General features: G+C 35.0%; 35 protein-coding genes. 27 read left to right on the forward strand and 8 right to left on the reverse strand.

Annotated features, from left to right (window positions below; translation table 11 throughout):
* Positions 1-59: 59 nt before the first annotated feature.
* Positions 60-197, reverse strand: coding sequence for a hypothetical protein (locus NSQ59_RS11555; RefSeq protein ID WP_055739488.1), 138 nt, complete (start codon positions 195-197; stop codon positions 60-62).
* A gap of 173 nt (positions 198-370) precedes the next feature.
* Between NSQ59_RS11555 and NSQ59_RS11560 the strand changes: the two genes are divergently transcribed.
* Positions 371-655, forward strand: a complete 285-nt coding sequence (locus tag NSQ59_RS11560) for a DUF6123 family protein (RefSeq protein ID WP_055739489.1) — start codon at positions 371-373, stop codon at positions 653-655.
* 30 nt (positions 656-685) lie between these two features.
* On the opposite strand, the gene NSQ59_RS11565 is transcribed toward NSQ59_RS11560, so the two are convergent.
* Positions 686-1,618 (reverse strand): DMT family transporter, encoded by a 933-nt coding sequence (locus NSQ59_RS11565; RefSeq protein WP_055739490.1) that lies wholly within the window; start codon positions 1,616-1,618, stop codon positions 686-688.
* A gap of 14 nt (positions 1,619-1,632) precedes the next feature.
* Positions 1,633-2,022 (reverse strand): reverse transcriptase-like protein, encoded by a 390-nt coding sequence (locus NSQ59_RS11570; protein WP_340831283.1) that lies wholly within the window; start codon positions 2,020-2,022, stop codon positions 1,633-1,635.
* Positions 2,023-2,315: 293 nt separating this feature from the next.
* Between NSQ59_RS11570 and NSQ59_RS11575 the strand changes: the two genes are divergently transcribed.
* Positions 2,316-2,972, forward strand: coding sequence for a reverse transcriptase-like protein (locus NSQ59_RS11575; RefSeq protein ID WP_340831285.1), 657 nt, complete (start codon positions 2,316-2,318; stop codon positions 2,970-2,972).
* 187 nt (positions 2,973-3,159) lie between these two features.
* Positions 3,160-3,336, forward strand: a complete 177-nt coding sequence (locus NSQ59_RS11580) for a zinc-finger domain-containing protein (protein WP_083489287.1) — start codon at positions 3,160-3,162, stop codon at positions 3,334-3,336.
* 73 nt (positions 3,337-3,409) lie between these two features.
* Here NSQ59_RS11580 and cspD read toward each other — a convergent pair whose 3' ends face one another.
* Positions 3,410-3,613 carry a cold-shock protein CspD gene (gene cspD, locus NSQ59_RS11585; protein ID WP_055739493.1) on the reverse strand — a complete coding sequence of 68 codons (204 nt, stop codon included), beginning with the start codon at positions 3,611-3,613 and terminating at the stop codon, positions 3,410-3,412.
* 483 nt (positions 3,614-4,096) lie between these two features.
* On the opposite strand from cspD, the gene mntR reads away from it, so the two are divergent.
* Complete coding sequence (mntR, locus tag NSQ59_RS11590; protein WP_055739494.1) at positions 4,097-4,522, forward strand: transcriptional regulator MntR; 426 nt, start codon at positions 4,097-4,099, stop codon at positions 4,520-4,522.
* 115 nt (positions 4,523-4,637) lie between these two features.
* On the opposite strand, the gene NSQ59_RS11595 is transcribed toward mntR, so the two are convergent.
* Positions 4,638-4,856: a DUF3892 domain-containing protein gene (locus tag NSQ59_RS11595; protein WP_055739495.1), complete on the reverse strand. Its 219-nt coding sequence runs from the start codon at positions 4,854-4,856 to the stop codon at positions 4,638-4,640.
* A 173-nt stretch (positions 4,857-5,029) separates the two neighbouring features.
* Between NSQ59_RS11595 and NSQ59_RS11600 the strand changes: the two genes are divergently transcribed.
* The 15 genes from NSQ59_RS11600 to NSQ59_RS11670 all read left to right on the forward strand — a co-directional run bounded on the left by NSQ59_RS11600 (position 5,030) and on the right by NSQ59_RS11670 (position 18,377).
* On the forward strand, positions 5,030-5,716 hold the full coding sequence (locus NSQ59_RS11600) for a class I SAM-dependent methyltransferase (RefSeq protein ID WP_340831290.1): 687 nt from the start codon (positions 5,030-5,032) through the stop codon (positions 5,714-5,716).
* Between the two features lie 7 nt (positions 5,717-5,723).
* Complete coding sequence (locus NSQ59_RS11605; RefSeq protein WP_340831292.1) at positions 5,724-6,428, forward strand: AIM24 family protein; 705 nt, start codon at positions 5,724-5,726, stop codon at positions 6,426-6,428.
* Positions 6,429-6,485: 57 nt separating this feature from the next.
* Positions 6,486-8,174 (forward strand): formate--tetrahydrofolate ligase, encoded by a 1,689-nt coding sequence (locus NSQ59_RS11610; protein WP_340831294.1) that lies wholly within the window; start codon positions 6,486-6,488, stop codon positions 8,172-8,174.
* 40 nt (positions 8,175-8,214) lie between these two features.
* On the forward strand, positions 8,215-9,069 hold the full coding sequence (locus tag NSQ59_RS11615) for an amidohydrolase family protein (RefSeq protein ID WP_055739498.1): 855 nt from the start codon (positions 8,215-8,217) through the stop codon (positions 9,067-9,069).
* A 228-nt stretch (positions 9,070-9,297) separates the two neighbouring features.
* Positions 9,298-9,912: an HD domain-containing protein gene (locus tag NSQ59_RS11620; RefSeq protein WP_055741204.1), complete on the forward strand. Its 615-nt coding sequence runs from the start codon at positions 9,298-9,300 to the stop codon at positions 9,910-9,912.
* Positions 9,893-11,767, forward strand: coding sequence for an ABC-F family ATP-binding cassette domain-containing protein (locus tag NSQ59_RS11625; protein WP_340831296.1), 1,875 nt, complete (start codon positions 9,893-9,895; stop codon positions 11,765-11,767). Before NSQ59_RS11620 ends, NSQ59_RS11625 begins: the two co-directional genes overlap by 20 nt.
* Before the next feature lie 38 nt (positions 11,768-11,805).
* Positions 11,806-12,930, forward strand: coding sequence for a conserved virulence factor C family protein (locus NSQ59_RS11630; RefSeq protein ID WP_340831298.1), 1,125 nt, complete (start codon positions 11,806-11,808; stop codon positions 12,928-12,930).
* A 20-nt stretch (positions 12,931-12,950) separates the two neighbouring features.
* Positions 12,951-13,385: a BrxA/BrxB family bacilliredoxin gene (locus tag NSQ59_RS11635; RefSeq protein ID WP_055739501.1), complete on the forward strand. Its 435-nt coding sequence runs from the start codon at positions 12,951-12,953 to the stop codon at positions 13,383-13,385.
* A 257-nt stretch (positions 13,386-13,642) separates the two neighbouring features.
* Positions 13,643-14,215 (forward strand): YpjP family protein, encoded by a 573-nt coding sequence (locus tag NSQ59_RS11640; RefSeq protein WP_055741205.1) that lies wholly within the window; start codon positions 13,643-13,645, stop codon positions 14,213-14,215.
* Positions 14,216-14,432: 217 nt separating this feature from the next.
* Positions 14,433-15,122, forward strand: a complete 690-nt coding sequence (locus NSQ59_RS11645; RefSeq protein WP_340831302.1) for an anthrax toxin lethal factor-related metalloendopeptidase — start codon at positions 14,433-14,435, stop codon at positions 15,120-15,122.
* 19 nt (positions 15,123-15,141) lie between these two features.
* Positions 15,142-15,936 carry a thymidylate synthase gene (locus tag NSQ59_RS11650; protein ID WP_055739503.1) on the forward strand — a complete coding sequence of 265 codons (795 nt, stop codon included), beginning with the start codon at positions 15,142-15,144 and terminating at the stop codon, positions 15,934-15,936.
* Complete coding sequence (locus tag NSQ59_RS11655; RefSeq protein WP_055739504.1) at positions 15,933-16,418, forward strand: dihydrofolate reductase; 486 nt, start codon at positions 15,933-15,935, stop codon at positions 16,416-16,418. Before NSQ59_RS11650 ends, NSQ59_RS11655 begins: the two co-directional genes overlap by 4 nt.
* A 127-nt stretch (positions 16,419-16,545) precedes the next feature.
* Positions 16,546-16,797: a DUF2535 family protein gene (locus tag NSQ59_RS11660; RefSeq protein ID WP_055739505.1), complete on the forward strand. Its 252-nt coding sequence runs from the start codon at positions 16,546-16,548 to the stop codon at positions 16,795-16,797.
* Between the two features lie 191 nt (positions 16,798-16,988).
* A complete protein-coding gene (locus NSQ59_RS11665; protein ID WP_321198557.1) occupies positions 16,989-17,762 on the forward strand; it encodes an SGNH/GDSL hydrolase family protein in 774 nt (257 codons plus the stop codon).
* 18 nt (positions 17,763-17,780) lie between these two features.
* Entirely contained in the window at positions 17,781-18,377 is a 597-nt protein-coding gene (locus tag NSQ59_RS11670; RefSeq protein ID WP_055739507.1) for a YpmS family protein, read from the forward strand.
* 36 nt (positions 18,378-18,413) lie between these two features.
* On the opposite strand, the gene NSQ59_RS11675 is transcribed toward NSQ59_RS11670, so the two are convergent.
* Positions 18,414-19,124, reverse strand: coding sequence for a DUF4397 domain-containing protein (locus NSQ59_RS11675; protein WP_183102017.1), 711 nt, complete (start codon positions 19,122-19,124; stop codon positions 18,414-18,416).
* 157 nt (positions 19,125-19,281) lie between these two features.
* Between NSQ59_RS11675 and msrA the strand changes: the two genes are divergently transcribed.
* From msrA to NSQ59_RS11690, 3 genes are all read left to right on the forward strand, one after another.
* A complete protein-coding gene (gene msrA, locus NSQ59_RS11680) occupies positions 19,282-19,815 on the forward strand; it encodes a peptide-methionine (S)-S-oxide reductase MsrA (protein ID WP_055739509.1) in 534 nt (177 codons plus the stop codon).
* Positions 19,808-20,233, forward strand: coding sequence for a peptide-methionine (R)-S-oxide reductase MsrB (msrB, locus tag NSQ59_RS11685; protein ID WP_055739510.1), 426 nt, complete (start codon positions 19,808-19,810; stop codon positions 20,231-20,233). Before msrA ends, msrB begins: the two co-directional genes overlap by 8 nt.
* Before the next feature lie 108 nt (positions 20,234-20,341).
* Positions 20,342-20,488, forward strand: a complete 147-nt coding sequence (locus NSQ59_RS11690; protein WP_083489289.1) for a YjcZ family sporulation protein — start codon at positions 20,342-20,344, stop codon at positions 20,486-20,488.
* 124 nt (positions 20,489-20,612) lie between these two features.
* Here the strand turns inward: NSQ59_RS11690 and NSQ59_RS11695 are convergent, their stop codons facing one another.
* On the reverse strand, positions 20,613-22,424 hold the full coding sequence (locus NSQ59_RS11695; protein ID WP_340831313.1) for a methyl-accepting chemotaxis protein: 1,812 nt from the start codon (positions 22,422-22,424) through the stop codon (positions 20,613-20,615).
* 265 nt (positions 22,425-22,689) lie between these two features.
* Between NSQ59_RS11695 and NSQ59_RS11700 the strand changes: the two genes are divergently transcribed.
* From NSQ59_RS11700 to NSQ59_RS11715, 4 genes are all read left to right on the forward strand, one after another.
* On the forward strand, positions 22,690-22,920 hold the full coding sequence (locus NSQ59_RS11700; protein ID WP_055739512.1) for a YozE family protein: 231 nt from the start codon (positions 22,690-22,692) through the stop codon (positions 22,918-22,920).
* 144 nt (positions 22,921-23,064) lie between these two features.
* Positions 23,065-23,727, forward strand: a complete 663-nt coding sequence (locus tag NSQ59_RS11705) for a hypothetical protein (protein WP_055739513.1) — start codon at positions 23,065-23,067, stop codon at positions 23,725-23,727.
* A gap of 105 nt (positions 23,728-23,832) precedes the next feature.
* Positions 23,833-24,000: a YozD family protein gene (locus NSQ59_RS11710; protein WP_083489290.1), complete on the forward strand. Its 168-nt coding sequence runs from the start codon at positions 23,833-23,835 to the stop codon at positions 23,998-24,000.
* Between the two features lie 166 nt (positions 24,001-24,166).
* The gene (locus NSQ59_RS11715) at positions 24,167-24,487 is read left to right on the forward strand and encodes a YodL domain-containing protein (protein WP_055739514.1); all 321 of its coding nucleotides are present in this window, start codon (positions 24,167-24,169) and stop codon (positions 24,485-24,487) included.
* 43 nt (positions 24,488-24,530) lie between these two features.
* Here the strand turns inward: NSQ59_RS11715 and NSQ59_RS11720 are convergent, their stop codons facing one another.
* On the reverse strand, positions 24,531-24,656 hold the full coding sequence (locus tag NSQ59_RS11720) for a hypothetical protein (protein ID WP_126648572.1): 126 nt from the start codon (positions 24,654-24,656) through the stop codon (positions 24,531-24,533).
* A gap of 129 nt (positions 24,657-24,785) precedes the next feature.
* Here NSQ59_RS11720 and deoD point away from each other — a divergent pair, with 129 nt between their 5' ends.
* Positions 24,786-25,487: a purine-nucleoside phosphorylase gene (deoD, locus tag NSQ59_RS11725; RefSeq protein WP_055739515.1), complete on the forward strand. Its 702-nt coding sequence runs from the start codon at positions 24,786-24,788 to the stop codon at positions 25,485-25,487.
* Positions 25,488-25,999 lie beyond the last annotated feature (512 nt).

A 25,999-nucleotide genomic window follows, 5' to 3' on the forward strand; every position in this document is an offset into this window, starting at 1 on the left:
AATCTTGCTTCGAAGGCTACGAAATCCATAAGCTGATGGCAAGGTGCTTTACTTCTCATTTATTTTTTATTACTTTTTTTTGCAGCATTTTCAAGTTTGGATTTTGGATCATCAACAGCAAATTCTGTATCCTGTCCCCAACCTTGCGGGTTAGCTCCAGGGGCCATTTTTCCTCGATTATTATTTTTTTTCGCCATTGTCATCACCTCCATTTATCTAGAATTCCCTTTTATACAGTATGTTTATTCGCTTATAGCAATATTAAGTATTTTCATAAACTGCCATATAGTCATGCTATTAAAAGTATTGTAAAATAAAAAAAGTGAGTAGAAGGGGATTATCTCTACGTGACATGTTAGTGAGGGAGAGTATGTTGAAAACGAAAGAATTGCCATTAGATGATTTTCTATTGGATCTTCGCAGAAAAGGCTTTAAATTTGCGGATGATGTTATCGGGTTTATATATTTTGGAAAGCAATACACTGGAGCTTGCGATTCTATCATAAAAGCAGCAATTGAAATTACATTAAAAACACAAAAAGAATTTGATGGAAGTTTCTATATTTCCATATTAGAATCATTAAAACAAAATAATGTTCATTCAAGACACCAAGCATTCGAATATGCTGAGAAGATTGGTTTAATTACAAAATAAAAAAGAGGTATACAGCCTCTTTTTTCGCTTTTAAAGTTTGCGGTCCAGCGATTTTTTATTTTTTAAGAACGAAATGGCCAATGTTTTTTCAATTGGAAGCTCACTGATGATCATTCCAATAAAGATTAATAAACAACCGACAGTACCAAATAACGATAATCTTTCATTTGTTAAGATGAAGGATGTAATCGCTGCAAAAACGGGTTCCATTGTTAAGATAATCCCGACCTTTGTAGGAGAAGTGAATCTTTGTGCAGTAGTCTGCATAAAAAAAGCAAAAGCAGTACCTAATAAGGATGTAATAATCATCGCTAAAATTGTTGTTTTTGAAAGAATATGGCTAGTTTCAAATACTACCTGCCAGTTTTCAAATATAATGGCACTTACGGCACATAGCAGGGATACAGTGAAAATTTGAACAGTAGTTAAAAATAAAATTGGCACCTTTTTTGTCACACGATCAGTAAGTATAATGTGAAAAGCAAATCCAAAAGCACAAATAAGAACGAATCCGTCTCCAATCGAAAGTCCAGTGCTATTTTTCGCTACTAAGAAATATAATCCTATCACAGCTCCAATGGAACCAATGATTGCTTTTGGTGCAGGACGGTTTTTATAAAAAATAAAGGATAGCAGCGGCACCACAACCACGCTTAATCCCGTTATAAATCCGGCTTTAGAAGGTGTTGTGTATAAAAGGCCGATAGTTTGAAAGGAATAGCCGATAAATAGACATAAACCAAGCAGAACCCCTGGTACAAGCTGTTTTCCGGTAGCCTTTATTTTCCCTTTTTCTTGAATAAAGTAGATAAAGAAAATAATAACGCCCGCAATGAAAAAACGAACCGCATTGAACGTTAACGGCGGCAAGAATTCAATTGCATTTTGTACAACTACAAAAGTTGATCCCCATATGAATGCAACAAGCAGTAAACCTGATTCTGCCAAGAATTTCTTATTCATGATGTAACCCCTTTTTATTTATTCAAGCGTATTGCTTTTCTTGCAAGTTCGTCAGCAGTTTTGTTTTCTGAGCTGGGAACCCACTTGATAAAAAATAAATCAAATTGTTTTGCTAATGTCAGTATCTCTTTAAGTAAAGTCTGATACGGTTCCTTCTTTGCAAATTCCTTTTCGACCGCTTGAACGACTGCTTTTGAATCGGATCGAACGGATATTACTTTATATCCATTTTGAATACAAATTTCCATACACTTCACTAATGCAAGGTACTCAGCCTCATGATTATTTTTATGTCCTAGCGGAATGGAATATCGCTCCACATTCCCATTTATTTTAATAAAGATTCCGGCGCCGCTTTCACCCGGATCACCAGCACTGGCACCATCTATATAAACTTCAATCAATTGCTACTCTCCTTTTACCTATGGCTCATGTCTTAAACATGGTTATACCAACATATCATGTGAATATGGGAATGCTGTATATAGAAAGAATGACTACTTGTTAGAATATCATAAATTTTATAAACTTGTTAAATTTTATATGGAAGTTTTCTTCAGATGAGAAAAGCGCCTTGCGCATTTGTTCTTCTGGGTTTAAATTATGTGGAAAAGAAAACAATATGATTAAATCAATTAATATGTAAACTGATATAATGCATAAGTAGCCTTTATTTCATCCTAGGGGTTGTTATTATATGAAAGTGAAAATTAAATGGCTGTACCGAGGTTCAAAAACAGCCGATATTCCATTTGAATCGGATTGGATTTCAGCTGATACATTTGACAGATCTATTGATGATATATATAATACCGGACGTGTAAAAGATTTAACGATAATAGACGAAATGGGATCGGAATGGACTAAAAAGGAATACTTAAAATTGAAGGAACAAATCAAAAAAGAGCCCAGCGAATGTACAATTTATTTTGACGGTGGTTTTGATCGGGAAACAGGTACCGCTGGTATTGGGATGGTTCTTTATTATCAAATCGGCTCGGAGAAATACCGATATAGGCAAAACGGAAAAATTGATTCTATTCAAACCAATAATGAAGCTGAATATATTGCATTATATAATGCCATTTCTTTATTGGAAGAAGTTGGTGCACACCACATACCTTGTGTTATTAAAGGGGACTCCCAAGGTGTACTGAGACAATTATCGGGAGAGTGGCCATGTTTCGAACAGGTATTAAATGGTTGGCTTGACAGGATCGAAGAAAAGATGAGTGTGCTCGGATTAAAACCAACCTATATTCCAATATCACGCAAAGATAATAAAGAAGCAGATCAGCTTGCTTCACAGGCATTGGCTGGAAAAAGTATATCTAGTCATATTAAAATAAACTAATTTATTAGGGCTGTTTTCGATTAAAATGCTGCTTTTCGTAATATATTACAATTCCTCATATAGTTCGTTTCAGGGGATCTATTTAAGAAAGTAGTTAAGCTTTCTTATACTGAATGAGGAATGTATTAAATATTTTTAATAAAAAAGCAACCACTTAAGAAAACAGCCATAAAAGGGACGATATTTGATGGAAAGGAAAAAACTTTTGAAGGAAGTTGATTCAATCATAGAGTATTATTGTGAGGGATGCTTTATAAAATCAACCTTGCAAAAGGAACATGGTAAAACATTTGCCCATCGTTTCTGTATCGAAAAGTGTACGGTCGGGGAAAAATTAAAGGAATTTGGCAAGAAACTCAATTAAATATGTTTTTTTATCATTGAAAAATGAACAATAAAAGGCTGACATTAAAAATGCCAGCCTTGTTCATTTATAATTAAGATAATTTAGTTACGTTAGCAGCTTGAGGTCCGCGGTTACCTTCAACGATTTCAAAAGATACTTCTTGGCCTTCTTCTAACGTTTTAAAGCCTTCACCTTGAATTGCTGTGAAGTGTACAAATACATCGTCTCCGCCTTCAACTTCAATAAAACCAAAGCCTTTTTCGTTATTAAACCATTTTACTTTACCGTTTTGCATGTTTCTTAATCCTCCTAAATCTTTAAAGCACATAGTGCCAAGAAAAAATGTAACATCAAACGTATACTTTGCATAATCTAAAAGAATATAAACGATATGTTTAATGTTAAAATAAATATACACCAACCGAATTAGTGAGTCAAGAATATATGAGGTAATTTTTTATTTTTTCAGAATAGGAGGAAAAAAGGTGAAAATTTCTCCTAAAGGTGTAAGATTCAGTTGTTTTCTTGTTTATTTACAGTATCTATAGTAAAATTTTATTGATGAGCCTATTATAAATGAAGTATGTAGTCTTACTGTTCAATTAAAGTTGTTTCATATTCATTTAGTTTTCGCACATAGTGGAAAATCAAAATACGTTTTAGTTTCTGGGCATCTTTTCAAAAAAATCCATTATTTAGTTGGAAGAAGAAATTTATACTGTTTTCAGTTTGAAACAGTAACCATAAGAAAAGAGCCTTACATAATGGGGGTTTAGGGATGCCAACACCAAGTATGGAAGATTATATAGAACAAATTTACTTATTAATTGAAAGTAAAGGATATGCACGTGTATCAGATATTGCAGAAGCGCTTTCTGTCCATCCCTCCTCTGTAACAAAAATGGTACAAAAGCTAGATAAAGATGATTATTTAGTATATGAAAAATACCGCGGCTTAATATTAACATCGAAAGGCAAGAAAATTGGAAAACGACTGGTAGATCGTCATGATTTATTGGAAAAGTTTCTTCAGATAATCGGTGTTAAAGTGGAAAACATCTATCAAGATGTTGAAGGAATCGAACATCATTTAAGCTGGAATTCTATTGACAGAATTGGTGACTTAGTACAATTTTTTGAGGAAGATCCGGAACGTGTAAAAGCATTAAAAATTCTACAAGAGAAAAATGAAGAAGAAATGTAGGAGAACCGCCAAAAGGACGGTTCTTTTTCATTATATAGAAGAATGTCTAAATCTATTATCAAATAAATGATTTATTCTGCGCAGTGCTTCTCTAGCTCCAACGCATGCACTGTTATTAAAATATAGGAGGGAAGTTCGAGAAATATTTATCATTTTCATCGTTATTATATAAACAGGCGTGTCCGTCATGATTCCATTCAATATTTGTCCCTTCGATTTTTCCATTCTCCGTTTCCATCAACGCTTTTAGGTAAGAAATAATTCTGCCTTCCGATGTTTCGAAGCTTATAATATCACCTTGATAATTTCTTTGAACCTTAATAATATGTTCCACTTTACTTACTCCCTTGTTTTTGTATTCCTTTTATCCCTCACAAAGATAGAGTAAAAATATGTGAAGTAAATGAAAGGATAATAATATTTTGGTTAAATTAGAGGGAAATCAAACATAAATATTTAATATTATTTTTATAGGTTATGAAGTTATTTAAAGGGGGGAGATTTTAGGTGAATTCCTTCTCATGGGATCAGGAATCGAAAAGAAGTTGGGATCTTAACGCGGAAAGCTGGCATTCTAATTCAAAAAACATGTGGTTGCATGGTAGTCGAAAAGAAATAGTTCCGTTTTTTACGAAATATGTACCTAAAGGATTAATAGCAGATCTCGGTTGCGGGGATGGCTTTGGATCGTCTTTATTGAGCAAGAATGGATATGAAGTGATTGGAATGGATATTTCCGATAATATGGTGAAACTTGCCAGGAATTATGAAAACGATAACTTAACCTTTGTACAAGGCAATATACTTAAAACACCATTTGAAGATAGACAATTTAAAGGAATATTGGCCATCAATTCACTGGAATGGACCGAAAGACCTCTAATTGCCCTGAATGAAATAAAAAGAATTCTAACAAATAACGGTTATGGCTGCTTTGGAATATTAGGACCGACTGCAAAGCCTCGAATAAATAGTTTCCCAAGGTTGGAAGAAAAAGAAGCAATATGCAATACAATGATGCCATGGGAATTTGAAAAACTCGCCATAAGGCACGGCTGGGAAAAAGTTGCCGAAACGAATGTTTATAAACGTGGAGTTACAGAACAGCATCTCGAGGGACTTTCAAATGAGCTGAAACAGGCGTTGAGCTTTATTACTCTATTTATTTTAAAAAAAGTGGAGCTTAAGGGGTGATTTGCAGGTGGAAGATTCAAGATATTCTATTCAGGAGTTTATCCAAAAGACAAAGCAAGAGGATAAGCATCAAGGTTTATTTGAATTAGAAACCTCTAGGCTTCTTGAAATCAATTTAAATGGACAAGTATGGGCAAAAGCAGGCTCCATGGTTTCTTATCGTGGGAATATTAAATTTGTACGGGAGAGAATGCTGGAACACGGCCTTCGCAGATTATTCAAAAAGGCATTAACTGGTGAAGGCACTTCGCTTATGAAAGCAACCGGGAATGGGAAATTATATATTGCCGATCAAGGAAAAAAAATTTCCATTCTCCATTTAAAAGATGAATCACTAATTGTAAATGGGAATAATTTATTAGCATTTGAACAAACCATCGAATGGGATATTAAACTAATGAGAAGAATTGCTGGAATGCTTGCAGGTGGTATTTTTAATGTGAAACTAGAGGGAAATGGACGAGTTGCTATAACTTCCCATTATGAACCTCTAACATTAATTGTTAGTCCCGATAATCCCGTATTTACAGATCCTCATGCGACAGTCGCATGGTCCGGGCAATTAAAGCCCGACTTCGTGACAGATGTATCGTTCAAAACCTTTCTTGGACGCGGCAGCGGGGAATCTATTCAAATGAAATTTTCAGGGAATGGTTTTGTTGTAGTACAGCCTTTTGAAGAGGTATATTTTTCTAATGATTCAAAGGGTTAAATCTACCAAAATTAAACTATTATTTAAATACAAAATAATCGTAAGGAGGAAAAGAAAATGAGTGAAACCAAAACAATGAAAACAGATATTGAAATTGCCCAAGAATCTACTTTATTGCCTATTAAAGAAATCGCAGAAAAAATAGGATTAACAGAGGATGACCTTGATTTATACGGTAAATACAAAGCGAAGATTTCATATGAAAAAATACATAGTTTGCAATCCAATGAAGATGGTAAATTAATACTTGTTACTTCTATAAATCCGACACCTGCAGGAGAAGGAAAATCAACGGTTACGGTTGGTCTAAGTGATGCTCTCCAGTTGATAGGTAAAAAGGTAATGATTGCTTTGCGTGAACCGTCTTTAGGTCCGACCATGGGCATGAAAGGGGGAGCTACAGGCGGCGGCTATTCTCAGGTTTTGCCGATGGAGGATATTAATCTTCATTTTACCGGTGATATTCATGCCATAACAACAGCTAATAACGCTCTTGCCGCTTTGATGGATAACCATATCCATCAAGGTAATCAGTTGCAGATTGATCCAAGAAGGATTGTTTGGAAGAGATGTTTGGATTTAAATGATCGTGCTTTACGGCAAATTGTTATTGGGCTTGGAGGACCAGGTCAAGGTGTACCAAGAGAGGATGGTTTTGATATTACAGTAGCCTCTGAAATAATGGCCGTTCTATGTTTAGCGAATAATCTTCAAGATTTAAAACTTCGATTATCGAAGATGGTCATTGCTTACAATTATGATAAGCAGCCGGTAACAGTTGGTGATCTAGGGGTTGAAGGTTCACTAGCCTTGCTTTTAAAAGATGCTCTTAAACCAAATTTGGTTCAAACAATTGAACACACTCCTGCACTTGTCCACGGGGGACCATTTGCAAATATTGCGCACGGATGCAACAGTGTAATGGCAACGAAAACAGCGTTGAAGTTAGCAGACTATGTTGTTACCGAATCAGGATTTGGTGCAGATTTAGGAGCGGAAAAATTTTTAGACATAAAGGCAAGATCAGCAGGATTAAAGCCATCCGCTGTCGTAATCGTAGCTACCATTCGAGCACTAAAAATGCACGGGGGAGTAGAAAAATCTGAACTGACAAATGAAAATGTTGCAGCATTGGAAAAGGGGCTCGAAAATCTTAAAAAACATGTAGAAACGATTAAGCAGTTTGGGTTACCTTTTGTTGTTGCGATTAATCGTTTTACCAATGATTCTAATTCCGAAATCTCGCTTTTGCAAAATTGGTGTGACGAGAATACAATTCCGGTAGCTTTAACAGAAGTATGGGAAAAAGGCGGGCAAGGCGGTATTGAGCTTGCAGCTAAAGTCTTAGAGGTGATGGATAGTCATAATGTAACATTTCAGCCCATTTATGAATTGGACTTGTCATTGGAGGAAAAAATCAGGACCATTATAAGAACAGTCTACGGTGGAAAGGATGTAGATTTTTCTGCACAAGCCTTGAAACAATTAAAAGAATTTAAAAACTTTGGCTGGGATAAACTCCCTGTTTGTATGGCTAAAACACAGTATTCTTTATCGGATGATCCTGGTAAGCTAGGCAGACCAAGGGATTTTATTGTCCATGTCAGAGAATTAAAACCAAAGCTTGGTGCCGGTTTCATTGTCGCTATTACGGGAGATATTATGACAATGCCAGGACTGCCAAAGAAGCCTGCCGCCTACAATATGGATGTAGATGAAAAAGGCAAGGCAATTGGTTTATTTTAAAGCTGTAATGTTTGAAAATTAAATTTTAGGAGTAATAGTTGTGAAAATAATTGATGCACATATGCATTTATCCGATATAAAAGAATTCCATCATACAGCACAAAACCTTTCATTTGTGAATTATTCTAATGAAGGAATAATAAAAGAATATAAGGATGCAGGAGTAATTTTAGGTATAGGCATGGGATTAACAGAAACAGATGGACTCGGCTTTCCAGACCCTGAAGCCGAAACTCCAATGGGCTTGGATTTAGAAGAAAGCATACCTTCTAATATTATGTACTGTGCGGGTGTTAATCCATATACCCTAAATGAAAACTCACTTATTAACTTAGAAATGGAGCTTCAAAAACCAAATGTCGTTGGAATCAAAATTTATTTAGGCTACTATCCATTCTATGCATATGATAAGGTGTACGATCCGATATATACTTTGGCTGAAAAATACGATATGCCCGTGGTGTTTCACACAGGTGATACGTATTCAGAGAGGGGACTTTTAAAATATTCTCATCCACTAACTCTTGATGAAGTGGCCGTAAAGAACCGTAAAGTAAGATTTATGATGGCCCATTTCGGGGATCCATGGGTTTTGACAGGTGCAGAGGTAGTTTATAAGAATTCCAACATGTATGCAGATTTATCAGGGCTGCTAGTGGGGACTGAACAAGATTTTAAAATGAAACGAAACAGCAGATTTTTCGATCATTTAAAGCATGCATTAGAGTTTTGTGATCACTATGAAAGATTAGTCTTCGGTACAGATTGGCCATTAGCTCCAATAAAGACATATGTAGATTTCATCAAGTCACTTATTCCGGAAAAACACTATGATGATGTGTTTTTTCATAACGCATTGAAGGTATTTCCTAAGATAAAAAATCATTTAAAATGAACAAATGCGTAAACCAATTGGAGCTACAGCTAGACGTAAAGGTTATCTACAAATATGAATTTATAATATCCTAAGCGATAAAGGCCGTATTTACCGCAAATACGGCTTTTATTATTTAAAGCAGGTTAATATTTTTTCATATATAATCATGGTAAAATATTATTTAGGAGGAGAGGAAGCAGAGTGGAACAAATTATTAAAAGAACGGAAGATTTTGTTCAACAAGAAATGGGAACAGATTCGACCGGTCATGATTGGTTTCATGTAGATCGTGTTCGAAACCTTGCTTTGTACATTGCAAAATGTGAAGGAAAAGGAGATTTATTTGTCATCGAAATGGCCTCATTACTTCACGATATTCCAGATGAAAAATTAAATTCTTCACTAGAAGAAGGAAAAAATAATTTAAATAGTTTTTTATCCTCCTTATCACTCGCACCACATCTACATGCAGTAATAATCGAGATAATTGAGACCCTCTCCTTTAAAGGCGGAAATGAGTCTTCATTACATACATTTGAACAAATGGCTGTAAGAGATGCAGATCGTCTGGATGCAATCGGCGCGATTGGAATTGCAAGAGCTTTTGCTTATGGAGGAAAAAAAGGGCAGCTCCTGTATGATCCGGGCTTACAAGTAAGAGAAAATATGACAATTGAAGACTATCGAAAGGGTAAATCCTCGACAATCCATCATTTTTATGAAAAATTATTATTATTAAAGGATAAAATGCTTACGAAAACTGGGAAACAAATTGCTTTAGAAAGACATCAATTTTTAAAAACTTTCCTGGAGCAATTTTATAAAGAATGGAACGGTGATTATGAAGTCAATAACAGTTGAAGAACTTTCAAAAACATACGGCGAGAAACAACTGTTTAACCAAATTTCCTTTCACATAAGTGAGAAGGAAAGAGTAGGAATAATTGGGGTGAATGGGACAGGAAAATCAAGTCTGCTTAAAATCCTGGCGAAAATAGATGAACCGGATTCAGGAGAAATCATTCATCCGAATCAGTATTCCATCGGATATTTATCCCAAAACCCGGAATTAAATCCTGAATTAACGGTTTTAGAACAGGTCTTTCAAGGGGAAGCAGCGATTATCCAGTTATTTAAATCGTATGAAACACTATTAATTCAAATGGAGAAGGATCCTGCTAATTCCGATTTACAAGATAAATTATTTTCCTTGCACAAACAAATGGATGCTTTAAATGCTTGGGATGCGAATGCTAACGCCAAAACAATATTAACGAAATTGGGAATTCACGATTATACATGGAAAATTGGAAATCTGTCAGGCGGACAAAAGAAACGGGTAGCTTTAGCACAGATACTGATTGAAACACCAGACTTATTAATTTTAGACGAACCAACAAACCATTTAGACTATGAATCCGTAAAATGGTTGGAAGATTACTTGAATAAATATCCCGGAGCTTTATTACTTGTGACCCATGATCGTTATTTTCTTGATTCGGTTGTCAATCGGATATTTGAATTAGACCATGGCCAGCTTTATTCTTATAAAGGTAATTATCAGGCTTTCATTGAGGCAAAATCATTAAGAGAAGAAGAAAGCCTGGCAACAGAGAGTAAAAGAAAGAATCTTTACCGCAATGAGCTTGCTTGGATGAGACGTGGAGCAAAGGCAAGGACCACGAAGCAAAAGGCGAGAATAGAACGATTTGAAAAGCTTGAGTCTTCGATTGGCAAGCTTGCGGTCAATGAAAATGTGGATTTTGCCATTCAAGGGAGTCGCCTAGGTAAACAAGTGTTTGAATTTGTAGATGCTTATAAAGCGTTTGGAGAACGGGTTATTTTAAAAGATTTTAATTGGCTTGTAAAACCGGGAGATCGAATAGGCATAATCGGGAAAAATGGTAGCGGAAAGTCCACTTTTATGAACCTTCTTGCTGGAACGATCCCACTTTCAAGCGGGAAAATAATAACTGGACAGACCGTTAAAATTGCTTATTACAAGCAAGAAAATGAAGACATGGATGATTCAAAGAGAATGATTGAATACATTCGTGAGTATGGAGATTCCGTTACGACAAAAGACGGCGATACCATATCAGCTGCACAAATGCTGGAAAGATTTCTATTCCCATTATATACACACGGTACACCAATTCGGAAATTATCCGGAGGAGAAAAAAGAAGATTATATTTATTAAGGTTATTAATGGAAAAACCGAATGTATTATTACTGGATGAGCCGACAAATGATTTGGATACACAAACATTAACGGTGTTAGAAGACTATTTAGAGGAGTTTCCGGGAGTCGTGATATCTGTTTCACATGATCGGTATTATTTAGATAAAACCACGGAACAGCTTTTAATATTTAATGGTGATGGAAACATTGCTCGCTTCTACGGAATTTACAGTGAATACTTAGATTTGAAACAGGCGGAAAACAAAAAAGAAATGAAGGAATCTGCTGCTCCAACTGAGACAAAAAGTGTGAATAAGCCAAAAAGAATGAGTTATATGGAGAAAAAGGAATGGGAAGAAATCGATGGCAAAATAGCAGATGCGGAGCAAAAATTGGAATTACTTCAAGAAGAATTAAATAATATTGGAAGTGATTTTGAAAAAGCACAAAAAATTATGGATGAAATCGCATTCCAAGATGAGACATTGGAAAAATTGATTGAGAGATGGACTTATTTGTCAGAGCTAGTTTGAAATAGCACTATGCAAACGGTTAAAGAGGTGAAAAAAGGATGAAAATAGTTACGATTGAACCAACCCCAAGTCCTAATACGATGAAAATTATTTTAAATGAAGAATTGCCTGCAGGAAAAAGCTCAAATTATAAAGCTGAAACTGCAATTGGTGCCCCACCAATTATTCAATCAATTCTCGGATTAGCAGGAGTTAAGGGTGTCTATCATGTTGCAGATTTTCTTGCGGTAGAACGAGATGGAAGAGTAGATTGGCAAGATATTTTACCCAAAATAAGATTAGCATTTGGTGAAGAGGAAAATAGCCAAGTAACCGGAGAGCAAAAAATAAATGAGCACTTTGGTGAGGTAAATGTTTTTATCCAAATGTTCAAGGGAATACCGCTTCAGGTGAAGTTAGTAGAAGGGGATCAAGAAAAACGCTTTGGATTGCCTAAAAATTTTCTGGAGGCAATGCAAAAGGCTCAGCTGCCCGGTGATAATTATGTTTTCTTAAGAAAATGGAAAGAGCAAGGTGTTCGTTACGGGGAATTAGAGCAAGTGGGAAATGAAGTGGTAGAGGAAATCATTGCAGCATATCCTGATGAACGATTGAATAAAATCGTTGCTATAGCACAGAACCCGAACAAAGAGCCAGAAAAAAAGAAAATGCATAAAGTAACTGCTGATATGTTAGATAATACGGATTGGCGCAAGAGATATCAGCTTCTTGAACAAATGGAAGATCCTACACTGGAGGATTTACCTGTTCTTGAAAAAGCACTTCATGATGAAAAATCATCTATTCGAAGATTGGCAGTTGTGTATTTTGGCATGATTAAAGATAAAAAAGTTCTTCCTTACCTTTTTGAAGGATTGAAAGATAAAGTAGTGACAGTTAGAAGAACAGCTGGTGATGCATTATCAGATCTTGGATTTAAAGAAGCTATTCAGCCTATGGCTGATGCTTTAAAAGATACAAGTAAAATTGTTCGATGGCGTGCAGCGATGTTTCTGTATGAAGAAGGAGACGAAACGGCACTTCCTGCCTTAAGAGAGGCTCAAAATGATCCAGAATTCGAAGTTCAGCTGCAAGTAAAAATGGCTATCGAAAGAATTGAGGGCGGAGAAGCCGCACAAGGTTCTGTTTGGAAGCAGATGACTGAAGCAAGAAAATCAAAGTAATTTGTTAGGAGGAAATAAAAATGTCCATGGCATATGAAGAATATATGAAACAAATTGTAAAACCGATGAGAGAAGAACTTGTTCATGCAAATTTTACAGAGCTTACAACTGCTGAGGAAGTAGAAAATTTTATGGAAAATGTTGAAGGTACAACACTTGTAGTCGTTAATTCCATATGTGGTTGTGCAGCAGGCTTAGCAAGACCGGCAGCAGTTCAAGCGATTGAAGGGGCTTCCAAAAAACCGGATCATTTTGTAACAGTATTTGCTGGTCAAGATAAGGAAGCAACAGCTAAAATGCGGGAGTATTTTGTAAACTATGAACCATCATCCCCATCCATGGCTATCCTTAAAGGAAAAGAAGTATTACATTTTATTCCACGTGATGATATTGAAGATCATGAAGTAGAGGAAATTGTCGATAATTTAAGTACCTCTTTTCAAAAGTATTGTTAAATCATTTTGGGAGTGTCTGGTGGCACTCCTATTTTTTATTTGCAAGCATAGATTGGACAAAAGGCAGACTTCAAAAAATTGCAACAAATTAGACAATATTTCCCTATAAAAATGATTGGATAGAGTGTAAAATGAGAGATATATTATAAAAAATTAATATTGTATTAAGAATGTTATTTCATAATAGAATGAAAGAATGATGAATAAAGATTGAATGTACATCTAATAGAAAGGGGGAGGTTGCCGTGAAAAAATGGATGAAAAAGTCAATCGTTGTACTGGTTTCTATCTTTACATTTGGAATGGTCACTCCCACACATGCCTTTTGGAATGGACATCAAGAAGTAGATAAATCAGAACAACAAAAGCATGATCAATTACAAAATCAAGCCTATTCTTCTTATCAAGAGACGAAGCTTGATAAGGAAAGTTTTATTAACTCGGTAATGGCGGAAGCTGAGAAACAATCCTTTGAGAAATTTGGTTCTAAAATATCTCCTGTAATTGAAGACGAATTTAGACAGGTTATATTACCAAATATTCAAAAAGCCATTGAAATGACCGTTGCCGAATATCCTGAAGAAAAGCTTGAGTCCTTTGCGGTATCCGAATCTCCAAGCGGAGGACTAGGAGAGAAAATATTCCATATATATGATACAAATTCGAATGAAGATATTATACGCTTTCATGTAAGAAGAGACCACCCGCCTATGGATGGATATTATTTTAATTTTCATTACCATGTGCAATATGATAATTACCAAAAGCATTATACGCTAGGCACCATATATTGGGATAAAAACACTCCGCCGAAATGGATGAGTGTATAAGAACAAGTACGCGGGGCAACTTGCCAATCGAAAATATGGATGAATGAAACTAGAAGTGTATATTTTACTTTTATCGTCGATGACAAGGAAAAGGTGCTTTTTTACGGCACCTTTTTTTAGTATATATACCAATAAATGATTAACAAAGGACCTTTTTTTCCTATGATATAATGAGATTATGAAACTACTAAATGAGAAACGCAGGAAGTGCATTAATATGCGCAAGGTAGTAATATATCTTTTTGTTTTATGTGCAATTTTGCTGTTAGGGCTATCAAAACCATCTTTAGATGGTATATTATTAAAGAATAGTGCCCTATATCATAACGTTCATTTGCGGTCTCAAGCATTATTGGGAGATATTGTTGTTTTGCCGCTTCAATCTAATTATGATAAGGATGAAGTTATAAAAATCCTATCCAAATTAGAAAAATTGCCATCTTCGATGCTATCAAAGGTGGATAATAAAAACATAAAAATAAAATTATTTACCGGAAAACTGACCGATAATCCGACAGCTGCCTATTTAAAGGGAAAAACTCCGAGAGGGTATCAAGATCATTCGATCACTTGGGATAATGTGCCGGGAATAGGTGGTTCTAAAACCGTGCTTGTTAAAATTGGCTGCAGTGAAAAAGGAAAAGGGCATGGTTCAGTAAATTTAGAGCTTCATGAACTTGCACACTCATTAGAACATTATTTATATGATGGAAAAAAGGAGCAGGCATTCATTCCAATATGGAAAAAAGAAGCACCGAAATTATTTCCAGGTAATTCTTATTTTATTAATTATCAAGAAGAATATTTTGCAGAAAGCTTTGCAATGTATTACTATTCTCGTGATACGAAAATACAATTAAAAAAAATTGCCCCTATGACGTTCAACTATATACAAGCTTTATCATAGGGTAATAAGAGGTGTTAAGATGAAACAATATCTGGATTTATGTAAACATGTTTTAGAACATGGAACGATAAAGGGAGATCGGACGGGTACAGGCACCATCAGCACATTTGGCTATCAAATGAGATATAATCTGGAAGAAGGTTTCCCTCTTCTAACAACCAAGAAATTACATTTGAAATCCATTATATACGAACTGCTATGGATGCTTAATGGGGATACAAACGTAAAGTACCTCCAAGAAAATGGTGTTAGAATATGGAATGAATGGGCAAATGAAGATGGAGATCTTGGTCCTGTTTATGGACGCCAGTGGAGATCTTGGGAAACGGCAAACGGGGAAACAATTGACCAGATTTCAGAAGTCATTGAACAAATTAAATCGAATCCTAATTCTCGAAGACTTATCGTAAATGCCTGGAATGTTGGAGAAATAGATAAGATGGCGCTCCCTCCATGCCACTGTTTTTTTCAGTTTCATGTTGCAGATGGTAAATTGTCTTGCCAGCTTTATCAACGTTCAGCGGACATTTTTTTAGGCGTTCCATTTAATATTGCCTCCTATGCTTTATTAACGATGATGATAGCACATGTATGTCATTTACAGCCGGGTGATTTTATACATACACTGGGAGACGCTCATATTTATACTAATCATATCGATCAAGTGAAGCTGCAATTAACTCGAGAACCAAGGAAATTACCAAAAATGGTAATTAATCCAGAGGTTACATCCATTTTTGATTTTCAATTTGAAGATTTTTCATTGCAGGACTATGATCCACATCCACATATAAAAGGAGTTGTCAGCGTATGATTTCCTTTTTATGGGCAGAAGATAAAAAGGGTGTAATTGGAAAAAATAATCAGTTGCCATGGCGCTTACCAGAGGATTTAAAGTATTTTAAGAGAACAACGATGGGGCATCCAATTGTAATGGGAAGGAAGACATACGAATCAATTGGAAAACCCCTGCCTGGAAGAACGAATATTGTGTTAACGAGAGATGAGCGATTTCAAGCAGAAGGCTGTCTAATATTTAAAACAAAAACTGAATTATTAAAATGGATTAGAGAAAATAATGACGAGGTATTTATTACCGGAGGAGCAGCTATCTTCGGATTATTTATGGAAGAGGCTGATCGTCTGTATGTAACAAAAATTCATGAGGAATTCGATGGCGATACATATTTTCCTCTTATAGATTGGTCAGAATGGAAGCTTATTTCAAATGAAAAAGGGATAAAGAACAAAGAAAACCCATATGATTATGAGTTTCAAATTTACGAAAGAATATGATGTAATCCATGTCGTTTTCAAATGGTTTCGATAAAAAAATATTTAAAATTTACAATAAAAATACAGGAATTGTCATTCAATATGCAGTATAATATATACAAACGGGCGAAAAAAGAGGATTGATATTTTGCTATTTAAAAGCCTTGAGTTCAAAACAAATAATGGACAGAAGGTGAAAATTACCGATATACCGGTATTGAATGAAGCAAGCCCCCTTTTTTACAAAATAAATATTAAGCTTGCACAGTTAGTAAGACAAATTCATACTTCAAAAAATGTTAAGACCACTTACTCATTTAGAGACTATTTAAAAACAGTGCTTAGGTGGCCGGATTATGAATTAATCTACCAGTCCACTTCTTTAAAAAATAACGCATAAGGGATTCCTGGAAACAGGAGCCCTTTTATTTTTTGCATGAATATATCCTCTTACAACATAAAAGTAGTATTAGGAAATAAAATCAAAAATAGTAATCTTTCATAATATGACTAGCAGTATATGAAAAAAAGATGTTACAGCCGGGTGAAAATGTTAAAATAAAAGGGATTTGTTAAAGCGAGGTGACCAACATGATGAAAAAACTCACCTTACTCTTCGCTATTTTTATTTTAGTGTCAGGCTGTTCTGTGCATACTAACAACCAACCGAGTAAGGAAGCGAGCGTTGCCGTTAAGCAGATGCCTCCGAAAGATCTTCATATCGTTGCAGTTGGAGATTCCCTTACACAGGGGGTTGGGGATAGTTCTAATCAAGGTGGTTATATTCCGTATTTGAAAGATATAATGGAGAAGGATAAAGGCATTGGTACTGTTACCTTTGATAATTTCGGAGTTAGAGGGGATCGAACTGACCAACTATTAAAACGGCTAAAAGATCCAAAAGTAATAAGTAAAATAAAAAGCTCCGATATTGTGATGATTACCATAGGCGGTAATGATGTAATGAAGGTGTTCAGGGACAATTTCACTAATTTGAAGGTAGTTAAGTTTAAAGAAGCTATAACTGGGTATCAAAAAAGACTAGATGATATTCTAAAAACCATTCGTGAATATAAACCAAATGTAGGAATTGTTTTAATTGGCATTTATAATCCTTTTTCAAAATGGTTTTCTAATATTAAAGAATTAGATCAAATTGTACAAGATTGGAATCATTCTAGTGAAAAAACATTAGTGAATTATAAAAACACCCAATTTGTACCGATTAGTGATTTATTTGAAAATCAACATGAAAATCTATTTTATTCTGACGATTTTCATCCAAATGATAAAGGCTATAAGTTAATGGCGGAACGTGTAGGGGAATTTCTTCTTAAAAATAAGCTTAAACAATTAAGAAAATAGCACCGTGAGGTAAAAAAGATGGAAAAAGTTAAAAATCGCTGGAAAGCGGCATTTATTGCCTTATCAATTCTTATTGTAATATTTGTATTAGTTATTGGATTTTTTATTTTTGCACCGACAAAAAAAGGGACTATACCTAAAACAACCATAAATACTGATAAACATGTTCGATTCTCTATTCGCACCAATAAAGATGATCTGAATAAATTAATTAATCATTATATAGAAAAAGAAGGTTTGAACGGTCCGATTAAATACAATGTTTATCTAAAAGATGATGTTGAATTAGATGGTTCTATTCCTGTCTTTTCAGAGAATGTACAATTAAAAATGACATTTGAGCCTGAGGCATTAAAAAACGGAGATTTACTTTTAAAACAAAAAACGATTTCTATTGGTTATTTAAATCTACCCGTTTCATATGTCCTTAAATTTATTAATCAATCCTATAAACTACCGGATTGGGTTAGTATCGATCCTGACAAGAAAACAGTTTATGTTGGCTTACAAAAAATGAAAATTGGACATAGTGATATGAGAGCCCGCATTGATAAGTTTAATTTAAAGGAAGATGATATTTCCTTTTCGTTATTATTTCCAGTTGAGAATCCATAAAAAAACAGGTGCCTAGTGGTGAAGGGCACCTGTTTTTTAAATAAGGAGAATTTGGGAATCCACAAAGAAAATCGAAAACGTTTTAGCAGTAGAAAAGTCTGCATTTTCCAATGTCTGTATTACTTTGTCCGTTTCTCTGTCCACAACCTCAATATTGGTTGTTATTCGTTCAATAGATGTATAATCGGATGATTTTTTATATCCGATGTTTTCGAATAGAACTTTTTTATTTTTAAAGAAGACATTAACAGAAGGGTAATCAGATGTTAAATGAATAAATTTTACTTTGGTCTCCTGTGAAGAGGAAGTTGGTAAGTCTTCATAGGATAATATTTGAATTTTATCATTAGTGGAGACTGTTGCTAAAGTGTATGCACGGTTTGTTTCAAATCCGATATTCTTGTTGATGATTGTTGCTGTTTGGGTGCCTGCAGGATATATATCTAGATGATGTTTCCCAGCATGTAAGGTATAATAAGGTGTGATATTACTAAACGGTAATTCTTTTATCAACATTCTCCCGTTCGTATAAATGTCAATATTAGCAATTTCCTTTGTTGCATTTAAAAATCTAACATAAACGGGATTTAACCGATTGCCTGATCGGCTTTGTAACATAGCTTTGTTTAAATATTCTAAGTGTTTTTGATAATATTGAATATGCAAGGCAGGGTTCATATATTTATAAAAATCAGCAAGTAAATTAAATTGCGCCGCTCTTTGAAGATAATAAGATTGATTTTTCATAAACTTTCGCTCCATTCTGTTATTGATTACACTATATTCGTGCGCCTATGGGTTGGTGACTCGACTTATTTCTTCAAAGTCTAATTTCTAGTGTAAAGGCAATAGATTATTTATAATTCTCTATAGGACTTTATTTTCCGAATAGGAGGGAAGAACAATGGCAATCGAATTGGCCACATTTGCAGGCGGGTGTTTTTGGTGTATGGTAAAACCGTTTGATGAACAGGAAGGGATTATAAGTGTTGTTTCTGGTTATACCGGTGGAAAGGTGCCCAATCCGACCTATGAAGACGTGTGTTCGGGGCTGACTGGACATACAGAGGCTGTCCAAATCACATTTGATTCAAAGGTCTTTCCATACGAAAAGCTATTGAAGATTTTTTGGCAGCAAATTGACCCTACAGATGCTGGCGGACAATTCTATGATAGGGGATCTTCTTATAGGCCGGCAATATTTTATCATAACGAAAATCAAAGAGATTTAGCAGAGCAATCGAAAAGAGAGCTTCAGGATAGCGGTAGATTTAAAGCTCCAATTGTAGTCGAAATTGTTCCAGCACCTACCTTTTATCCAGCCGAGGATTACCATCAACAATATTATCGAAAAAACCCTGTCCATTATAATGCATATCACGAAGGCTCCGGCAGAGCGAGTTTCATAAAAAAACATTGGGGTGATCATCTTGAATAAAAATGATTTAGAAAAAAAATTAAATCCATTACAGTATGATGTAACTCAAAATAATGCAACAGAACCGCCTTTTCAAAATGAATATTGGAATCAATTTGAAGAAGGAATTTATGTAGATATTGTATCCGGTAAACCACTTTTCAGTTCTCTCGATAAATTTGATGCAGGATGCGGCTGGCCAAGCTTTACAAAACCGATAGAAGAAGAGGAAATAATTGAAAAAATGGATCGAAGTCATGGGATGATCCGAACGGAAGTAAGAAGTAAACATGCGAATTCCCATTTAGGTCATGTATTTGACGATGGTCCTGGTCCAACGAAATTAAGGTATTGTATTAACTCAGCTGCTTTAAAATTTATCCCAAAAAGGGAATTAGAAGCGAAAGGGTATGGAAAATACCTGAAATTATTTTCGTAGTTTTTGACACATACAAAATCAAAATGATTTAGGCAAATACACATTCCATTTCTGGGTTTAAAACATATCCTAAAATGAAAAATAAATTCATTTGAGGAGTTGACAGGTATGTACTATGGCGGTTATGGCTGTTGCTACCCAGTATATGATGGATGTTGTGGATATGGATATGTCGGCGGATATCGAAATAGCTTCGCCTTGATTGTAGTCTTGTTTATTTTACTCATCATTATTGGTGCATGTTGGATTAATTAAAAAAAGAACAAATCAGCTAGTCAATCGGCGATGGAACTGGACGTAGACCACTTTTTTAAACTATCCACAGATTAAATTTTTAATAAATCTTAAACAATGGAAGAGTCCCCTGAAAAATAGGGGACTAATTTATTTTAAAATTTGAAATTAATTCGCGTAGGTTTTCGGCCTGTTTCGATAATTCCGAAGCAGATGCTGTAACTTCCTCCATTGCCGCGGAGCCTTCCTCAGAAGCTGCCGCTGTCGTTTCGGTATGCGATGCAGTTAATTCAGCTATTTCGCTTACAGCAGCAAATGAATTTGCCACATCGCGACTTAAATGCAATGTCCTTTCAATCTGTGTTACCATTTCCGCAATAACTTCTGTTGTATCATTTGTGTCCTGAAGGATTTTTTGTAAAGATTGGGTAGTCTCATTTGAAATTTCTACTCCTGAAATAACAGCCTGAACACCTTCTTTATTTTGCTCAATTACAGTATTCACTTCATTTTGAATAGAATGAACAATACGTGAGACTTCTTTAGCTGCATTTTGAGATTGTTCCGCTAATTTTCTAACCTCATCTGCAACAACAGCAAATCCACGGCCGTGTTCACCAGCTCTTGCCGCCTCAATTGCCGCATTTAATGCTAATAAATTCGTTTGTCCGGCAATTCCAGTAATAGTATTGATGATTTTCGTAATTTCATCTGATTTTTTTCCTAAAGATTCAACAGTGGAACTTGTATTAGCCATTGTTTCTTCAATGCTCATAATTTTAATAGAAGCTTCTTTAACAGATGTTTCACCTGTTTTAGCAGAAGATTGCATATTTAAAGCTGCCACTTTAACCCGATCTGCAAGGCTACCTAAAACCTCTACCACCTCATTCAGTGAATTCATCTTTGTTAATGATTCATCCATCTGTGAGGTTGTTTTTTCGCTTCCTGCTGCAATTTCACTCGATGTCTCTGCAATAGACATAATTGTTTTCGCTGTCTCCTCAGCAGAAGCAAGTAATTCTTCACTGCTTACGGAAACATTTTCCGCCATTTTGGAAACCTCTTTTACAAGCTTTGCAATACCGTCAATAAGGACATTTGTATCTTTTGCAAGACCTGCAAGCTCATCATTCGATTTAATTTGAATACGTTTTGTAAGATCTCCTCCGGCATTAGCGATATCAAGAATAGAACCGCTGATTTTTCTCACATTAGATTTAATGCTTCTTGATAATGCAAGGGACAGAATAATAGTTAAAATGATGGCAGCTAACGATAAAAATAATGAAATTCCTTCCATAATTTTCACCTTTGTATACAGGCTGTCAATACGATCCTGGGAAGCTTTAGATTGAGCATTATCAAATGCATTAATATTGGTTTGCATTTTCCCCATATAATCTTTGCCATGTGCGTCTTGAATTAAATTTCTGGCATCCTTCTCCGATTGAAATTGACGAGCTTGAATGACACTATCGATGGAACCGCTCCAAAAATAATAGGATGACTCAATGGAATCAACTTTTTGAAGCTGGGACTTACTATCCTTTACAAGGGATCTTAATTTCTTAATGTTATCGTCTATGTATTTTTTACTAGTATAGTATGGATCTAGAAAGCTTTTATCACCAGTAATGGCATATCCTCTTTCAGCAGATTCAATGGTGTATGAGGATTTCAGGATTCCTTGGATTTTTTCGTGAACAACCAAATCATTTCCTACAATGCGATCAATTTCTTTTTCCAATTGGTTCATGCTTAAATAGGATGTGATGGATAAAATGATTAAAAGAATTGTAAGGATTCCGAATGAAATGGTAATTTTCCCTCGTATTGTTTGTAAATAGGAGAAAGAGATTTTTCTCTGCTTTAGCACTTTTTCTTTTTGCACCTTTACTTTTTTCTGTTTTTTGGGCTTTTTTAACTTTGGAATATTTTTTTCTTTTTTGCCCATTTTGTTCCCCCCCTAGTAATGTTTTAGAAATAACATATGACAAAATATCTAATGAATATTTTACTAAGTTGTATCTGAATAATCTAGTTATTCTTGCGATTATTTGTCGAAAAATCAAATAATATGTACTGAAGACTCATTTAATTACCTAAATATGACAGTCGATACGTAAATTACCTATATCCTTTAATAATCAAAAACTTGATGGCAATCAATTCTTTCGGTATAGTAAATTCAAGATTTTAATGTAGAAGGGCGAATCTATATGAATTATTCATTTTACCATTACTTAATGAAATATCGTGATGCCAAACCAAAAGATGATATATCTAGTTTTGCAAATAGCGCTTATAAGGATCATAGTTTTCCAAAACATTCAACAGATTATCATGAACTGAGTTCATATCTGGAGATGAATGCTGCGTATTTAGCATCGATGTCCATATTTGATGAAGCTTGGGAACTTTACATATTTGAAACGACGAAGAATCTGTAAACATTACTATTTTGGTAATGTTTTTTTAGTTCCTTTTTGTGTTTTGGCCCTTTTTAAAAAGGCTTAATCAAACAATCGTTTTATCCGTTTCTTGCATATAATTAATTATCAATTATTCTACACATTTCAAGGAGACGGGAGGAAATGGACAATAAGGATAAACCTCATTTTAAGATTGGTGATACTGTTGTTATTTTAAAATATGGAACGGTCGGTAAAATTTCAAATATTAGAAATTTAGATGGACAATATTATTACGAAATAAACGATAATGGTGACTTATTTAAGGATAAAGGTTTAGTATTGCTATCCGATTTTAAAGGAGAAATATTGGCAAAGGAACAGATAGATATTGAGTATAAGTTCTTTTTCGGTGATTTGGTTCAGGTTAAAGGGTATCTGGATGAGCTCTTTAAGGTAGTAGGCTTTAGAACAGAAATATGGCGATATAAAGAAGATGCATGGGAAGATATTATTTATGAGTTAACAAGGGTAACAGATGGTGAATGGCTGGAAGCGGATGAAAATGAACTGATATTGGTTGCGGAATCAGATATTGCTGAAAGCTACTTGAAAAAATACGGTTTTATTTATCCAATAAAAAAAACAAAGAAGCCATTGCTTCTTCCTTCGCCGAAGGATCAATTTAACCATAAGATCGATTCTTTGCTAGATATGTATAATGATTATAAAACTATGTATATAATGTTCTCAGATTCATATTATATTGACATGATGGATTCCATTAAAATACAACTGTCTGATCTTTTAAAAAAGAGTAACAATAAGTTAAGAAAACATTCATGATGAAATAAATGAATACAACTGTTTTATCTTTATTCATATCCATATAAATTGCTGCATAAACGTAAAAGAAAGAACATACATTTTTATTGGAGGAGGCGATTTTGCATGCGGGAAATTGAAGTGTTTATTGACACGGAGGAAATTGCTGAGTTCTTTTTCAATGAGCTGGTTAAGAGGGGTTATGCGCCAAAAGAAGAAGAACTGGAAGAAATCGCCGATATCACATTTGATTACTTAATTGCTAAATGCATTATTGATGAGGAATTGGATTAATCACAAAAATAGTATTGACATCAGCCACCACGAAAAAGAGGTGGCTTTCCATTTGGAACGTCGGAAATCGATAAAAATAGACAAAAGAAGTGAAATTTAGAGAAAGGATTCGCACCCTTTGTTTTTGAATATATCTATGAAGAGAAAAATGGAGGGAGACGAATTCATGCAATTACTAAAATCACTTAAACTTTCTTATAGTCATGTAACGGAGTACGATATTACATTATTTCAAACACCCTTATTTGGACAGAAAAAAGGGTATAAAAAAGTTTATCAGTTGAAAGTAGCAGGAAAAAATCATGAAGAAATCTTGTATAAGGTTTTTGCTACTTTTAATACATTAGACTCCCTGCCAAAGGATTATCATGCGCGCTACTTAGGAACTGGAGATATTGTTTTTATTGATGAAGGCAGAAATGGGCATTTCTATTACCAATTGAAATCTGGCGGATGGACGACGATAAATAGAATTCATATAAGATAACTTATTACAGCTCAGCTTCGTGGAAGACTGAGCCGTTTTTATTTTATTTTTTACGTTTATTTGCAGTGAATTCTTTTTCATGTGCTTCTTGTTCTGAAATGATTTGATCTTCCGGTATATGATTATTTTTCTTCTGACCGTTAATACGATTTCGATGCTTTTTACCCAACTTTTTTCCCTCCTTACATTGTTCATCTATATCGTTTCCCAAAATGTTTTATTCATTACAGTAATAGATTGCAACAAATGATTTAAAAATATAAAATGTACATACTGAATGAAAGGAGAAGATAGATAAATGAGTATACATATCGGTGCAAAAGAAAATGAAATTGCGGAAACAGTTCTTTTGCCGGGAGATCCTCTTCGGGCAAAATATATTGCAGAAACATTTTTGGAGAATGTGACTTGTTACAATGAAATTCGAAATATGTTTGGATTTACTGGTACATACAAAGGCAAACCAGTATCTGTACAAGGAACTGGAATGGGAGTTCCATCTATTTCGATTTACATTAACGAGCTAATGCAAAGCTATAATGTGCAGAATTTAATTCGTGTAGGGACATGCGGTGCTATCCAACAGGATGTCAAGGTTAGAGATGTCATCATTGCAATGACAGCCTCCACTGATTCCCAAATGAATCGTCTTACTTTCGGTGGCATTGATTATGCGCCAACAGCTAATTTTGAGTTATTAAAAAAGGCATATGATAGCGGCTTGGAAAAAGGACTAAACCTTAAAGTAGGAAACGTATTTACAGCGGACATGTTTTATAATGACAATGCTGATCATGAGAAATGGGCGAAATATGGAATTCTTGCAATAGAAATGGAAACAGCAGCGCTTTATACTTTGGCGGCTAAATATAATCGCAAAGCTTTATCTATTTTGACTGTCAGTGATCATATTCTCACTGGTGAAGAAACGTCTGCAGAGGAACGTCAATTAACATTTAACGATATGATTGAGGTTGCTCTGGAATCAGCAGTTAAATAAAGTAATTTCAAAAAGTCTCTTTATGAGACTTTTTGTTTATTGTGCGCCCGGCATGGGTGTAGTCTCTAGGGTGAAAGTCCCGAACTGTGAAGGCAGAAGTAGCAGTTAGCTTAACGCAAGGGTGTCCGTGGTGACGCGGAATCTGAAGGAAGCGAGCGGCAAACTTCCGGTCTGAGGAACACGAACTTCATACAAGGCTAGGTATCATTGGATGAGTTTGCAATACAAAACAAAGTCCTTTCTGCCGAAGGTGATACAAAGTAAATGAAGCAGATAGATGGAAGGAAAGATTGCACTCTTACCCGGGGAGGTCTGGTTGATACGCCAAGTACACTTGGTAACCTATCTAGTAATGGATAGCTGAACAATCAGAAGTCAGCCGAAGTCGTAGTACTTGGTTTGCTCGAGAGAATCAAGGAAGGACTGAACCATTTTAGGAGAACAAACACTCGGCAAACGGTTCTTTATGTATGAAAGCAGAAAATTCTTACGGAACCTACCTGAAAGGAAGA

Source organism: Margalitia sp. FSL K6-0131, from assembly GCF_038008735.1.
GTDB lineage: Bacteria > Bacillota > Bacilli > Bacillales > Bacillaceae_C > Margalitia > Margalitia shackletonii.

Coding starts and splice junctions, on each gene's coding strand:
- NSQ59_RS11650 (WP_055739503.1), top strand. CDS start 15,142: ATGAAACAATATCTGGATTTATGTAAACATGTTTTAGAACATGGAACG.
- NSQ59_RS11695 (WP_340831313.1), bottom strand. CDS start 22,424: ATGGGCAAAAAAGAAAAAAATATTCCAAAGTTAAAAAAGCCCAAAAAA.
- msrA (WP_055739509.1), top strand. CDS start 19,282: ATGGCAATCGAATTGGCCACATTTGCAGGCGGGTGTTTTTGGTGTATG.
- mntR (WP_055739494.1), top strand. CDS start 4,097: ATGCCAACACCAAGTATGGAAGATTATATAGAACAAATTTACTTATTA.
- NSQ59_RS11710 (WP_083489290.1), top strand. CDS start 23,833: ATGCGGGAAATTGAAGTGTTTATTGACACGGAGGAAATTGCTGAGTTC.
- NSQ59_RS11715 (WP_055739514.1), top strand. CDS start 24,167: ATGCAATTACTAAAATCACTTAAACTTTCTTATAGTCATGTAACGGAG.
- NSQ59_RS11565 (WP_055739490.1), bottom strand. CDS start 1,618: ATGAATAAGAAATTCTTGGCAGAATCAGGTTTACTGCTTGTTGCATTC.
- NSQ59_RS11690 (WP_083489289.1), top strand. CDS start 20,342: ATGTACTATGGCGGTTATGGCTGTTGCTACCCAGTATATGATGGATGT.
- NSQ59_RS11625 (WP_340831296.1), top strand. CDS start 9,893: ATGAAGTCAATAACAGTTGAAGAACTTTCAAAAACATACGGCGAGAAA.
- NSQ59_RS11575 (WP_340831285.1), top strand. CDS start 2,316: ATGAAAGTGAAAATTAAATGGCTGTACCGAGGTTCAAAAACAGCCGAT.
- NSQ59_RS11700 (WP_055739512.1), top strand. CDS start 22,690: ATGAATTATTCATTTTACCATTACTTAATGAAATATCGTGATGCCAAA.
- NSQ59_RS11675 (WP_183102017.1), bottom strand. CDS start 19,124: ATGAAAAATCAATCTTATTATCTTCAAAGAGCGGCGCAATTTAATTTA.
- NSQ59_RS11630 (WP_340831298.1), top strand. CDS start 11,806: ATGAAAATAGTTACGATTGAACCAACCCCAAGTCCTAATACGATGAAA.
- deoD (WP_055739515.1), top strand. CDS start 24,786: ATGAGTATACATATCGGTGCAAAAGAAAATGAAATTGCGGAAACAGTT.
- NSQ59_RS11620 (WP_055741204.1), top strand. CDS start 9,298: ATGGGAACAGATTCGACCGGTCATGATTGGTTTCATGTAGATCGTGTT.
- cspD (WP_055739493.1), bottom strand. CDS start 3,613: ATGCAAAACGGTAAAGTAAAATGGTTTAATAACGAAAAAGGCTTTGGT.
- NSQ59_RS11610 (WP_340831294.1), top strand. CDS start 6,486: ATGAGTGAAACCAAAACAATGAAAACAGATATTGAAATTGCCCAAGAA.
- NSQ59_RS11665 (WP_321198557.1), top strand. CDS start 16,989: ATGATGAAAAAACTCACCTTACTCTTCGCTATTTTTATTTTAGTGTCA.
- NSQ59_RS11655 (WP_055739504.1), top strand. CDS start 15,933: ATGATTTCCTTTTTATGGGCAGAAGATAAAAAGGGTGTAATTGGAAAA.
- NSQ59_RS11670 (WP_055739507.1), top strand. CDS start 17,781: ATGGAAAAAGTTAAAAATCGCTGGAAAGCGGCATTTATTGCCTTATCA.
- NSQ59_RS11705 (WP_055739513.1), top strand. CDS start 23,065: ATGGACAATAAGGATAAACCTCATTTTAAGATTGGTGATACTGTTGTT.
- NSQ59_RS11580 (WP_083489287.1), top strand. CDS start 3,160: ATGGAAAGGAAAAAACTTTTGAAGGAAGTTGATTCAATCATAGAGTAT.
- NSQ59_RS11560 (WP_055739489.1), top strand. CDS start 371: ATGTTGAAAACGAAAGAATTGCCATTAGATGATTTTCTATTGGATCTT.
- NSQ59_RS11555 (WP_055739488.1), bottom strand. CDS start 197: ATGGCGAAAAAAAATAATAATCGAGGAAAAATGGCCCCTGGAGCTAAC.
- NSQ59_RS11645 (WP_340831302.1), top strand. CDS start 14,433: ATGCGCAAGGTAGTAATATATCTTTTTGTTTTATGTGCAATTTTGCTG.
- NSQ59_RS11635 (WP_055739501.1), top strand. CDS start 12,951: ATGTCCATGGCATATGAAGAATATATGAAACAAATTGTAAAACCGATG.
- NSQ59_RS11640 (WP_055741205.1), top strand. CDS start 13,643: ATGAAAAAGTCAATCGTTGTACTGGTTTCTATCTTTACATTTGGAATG.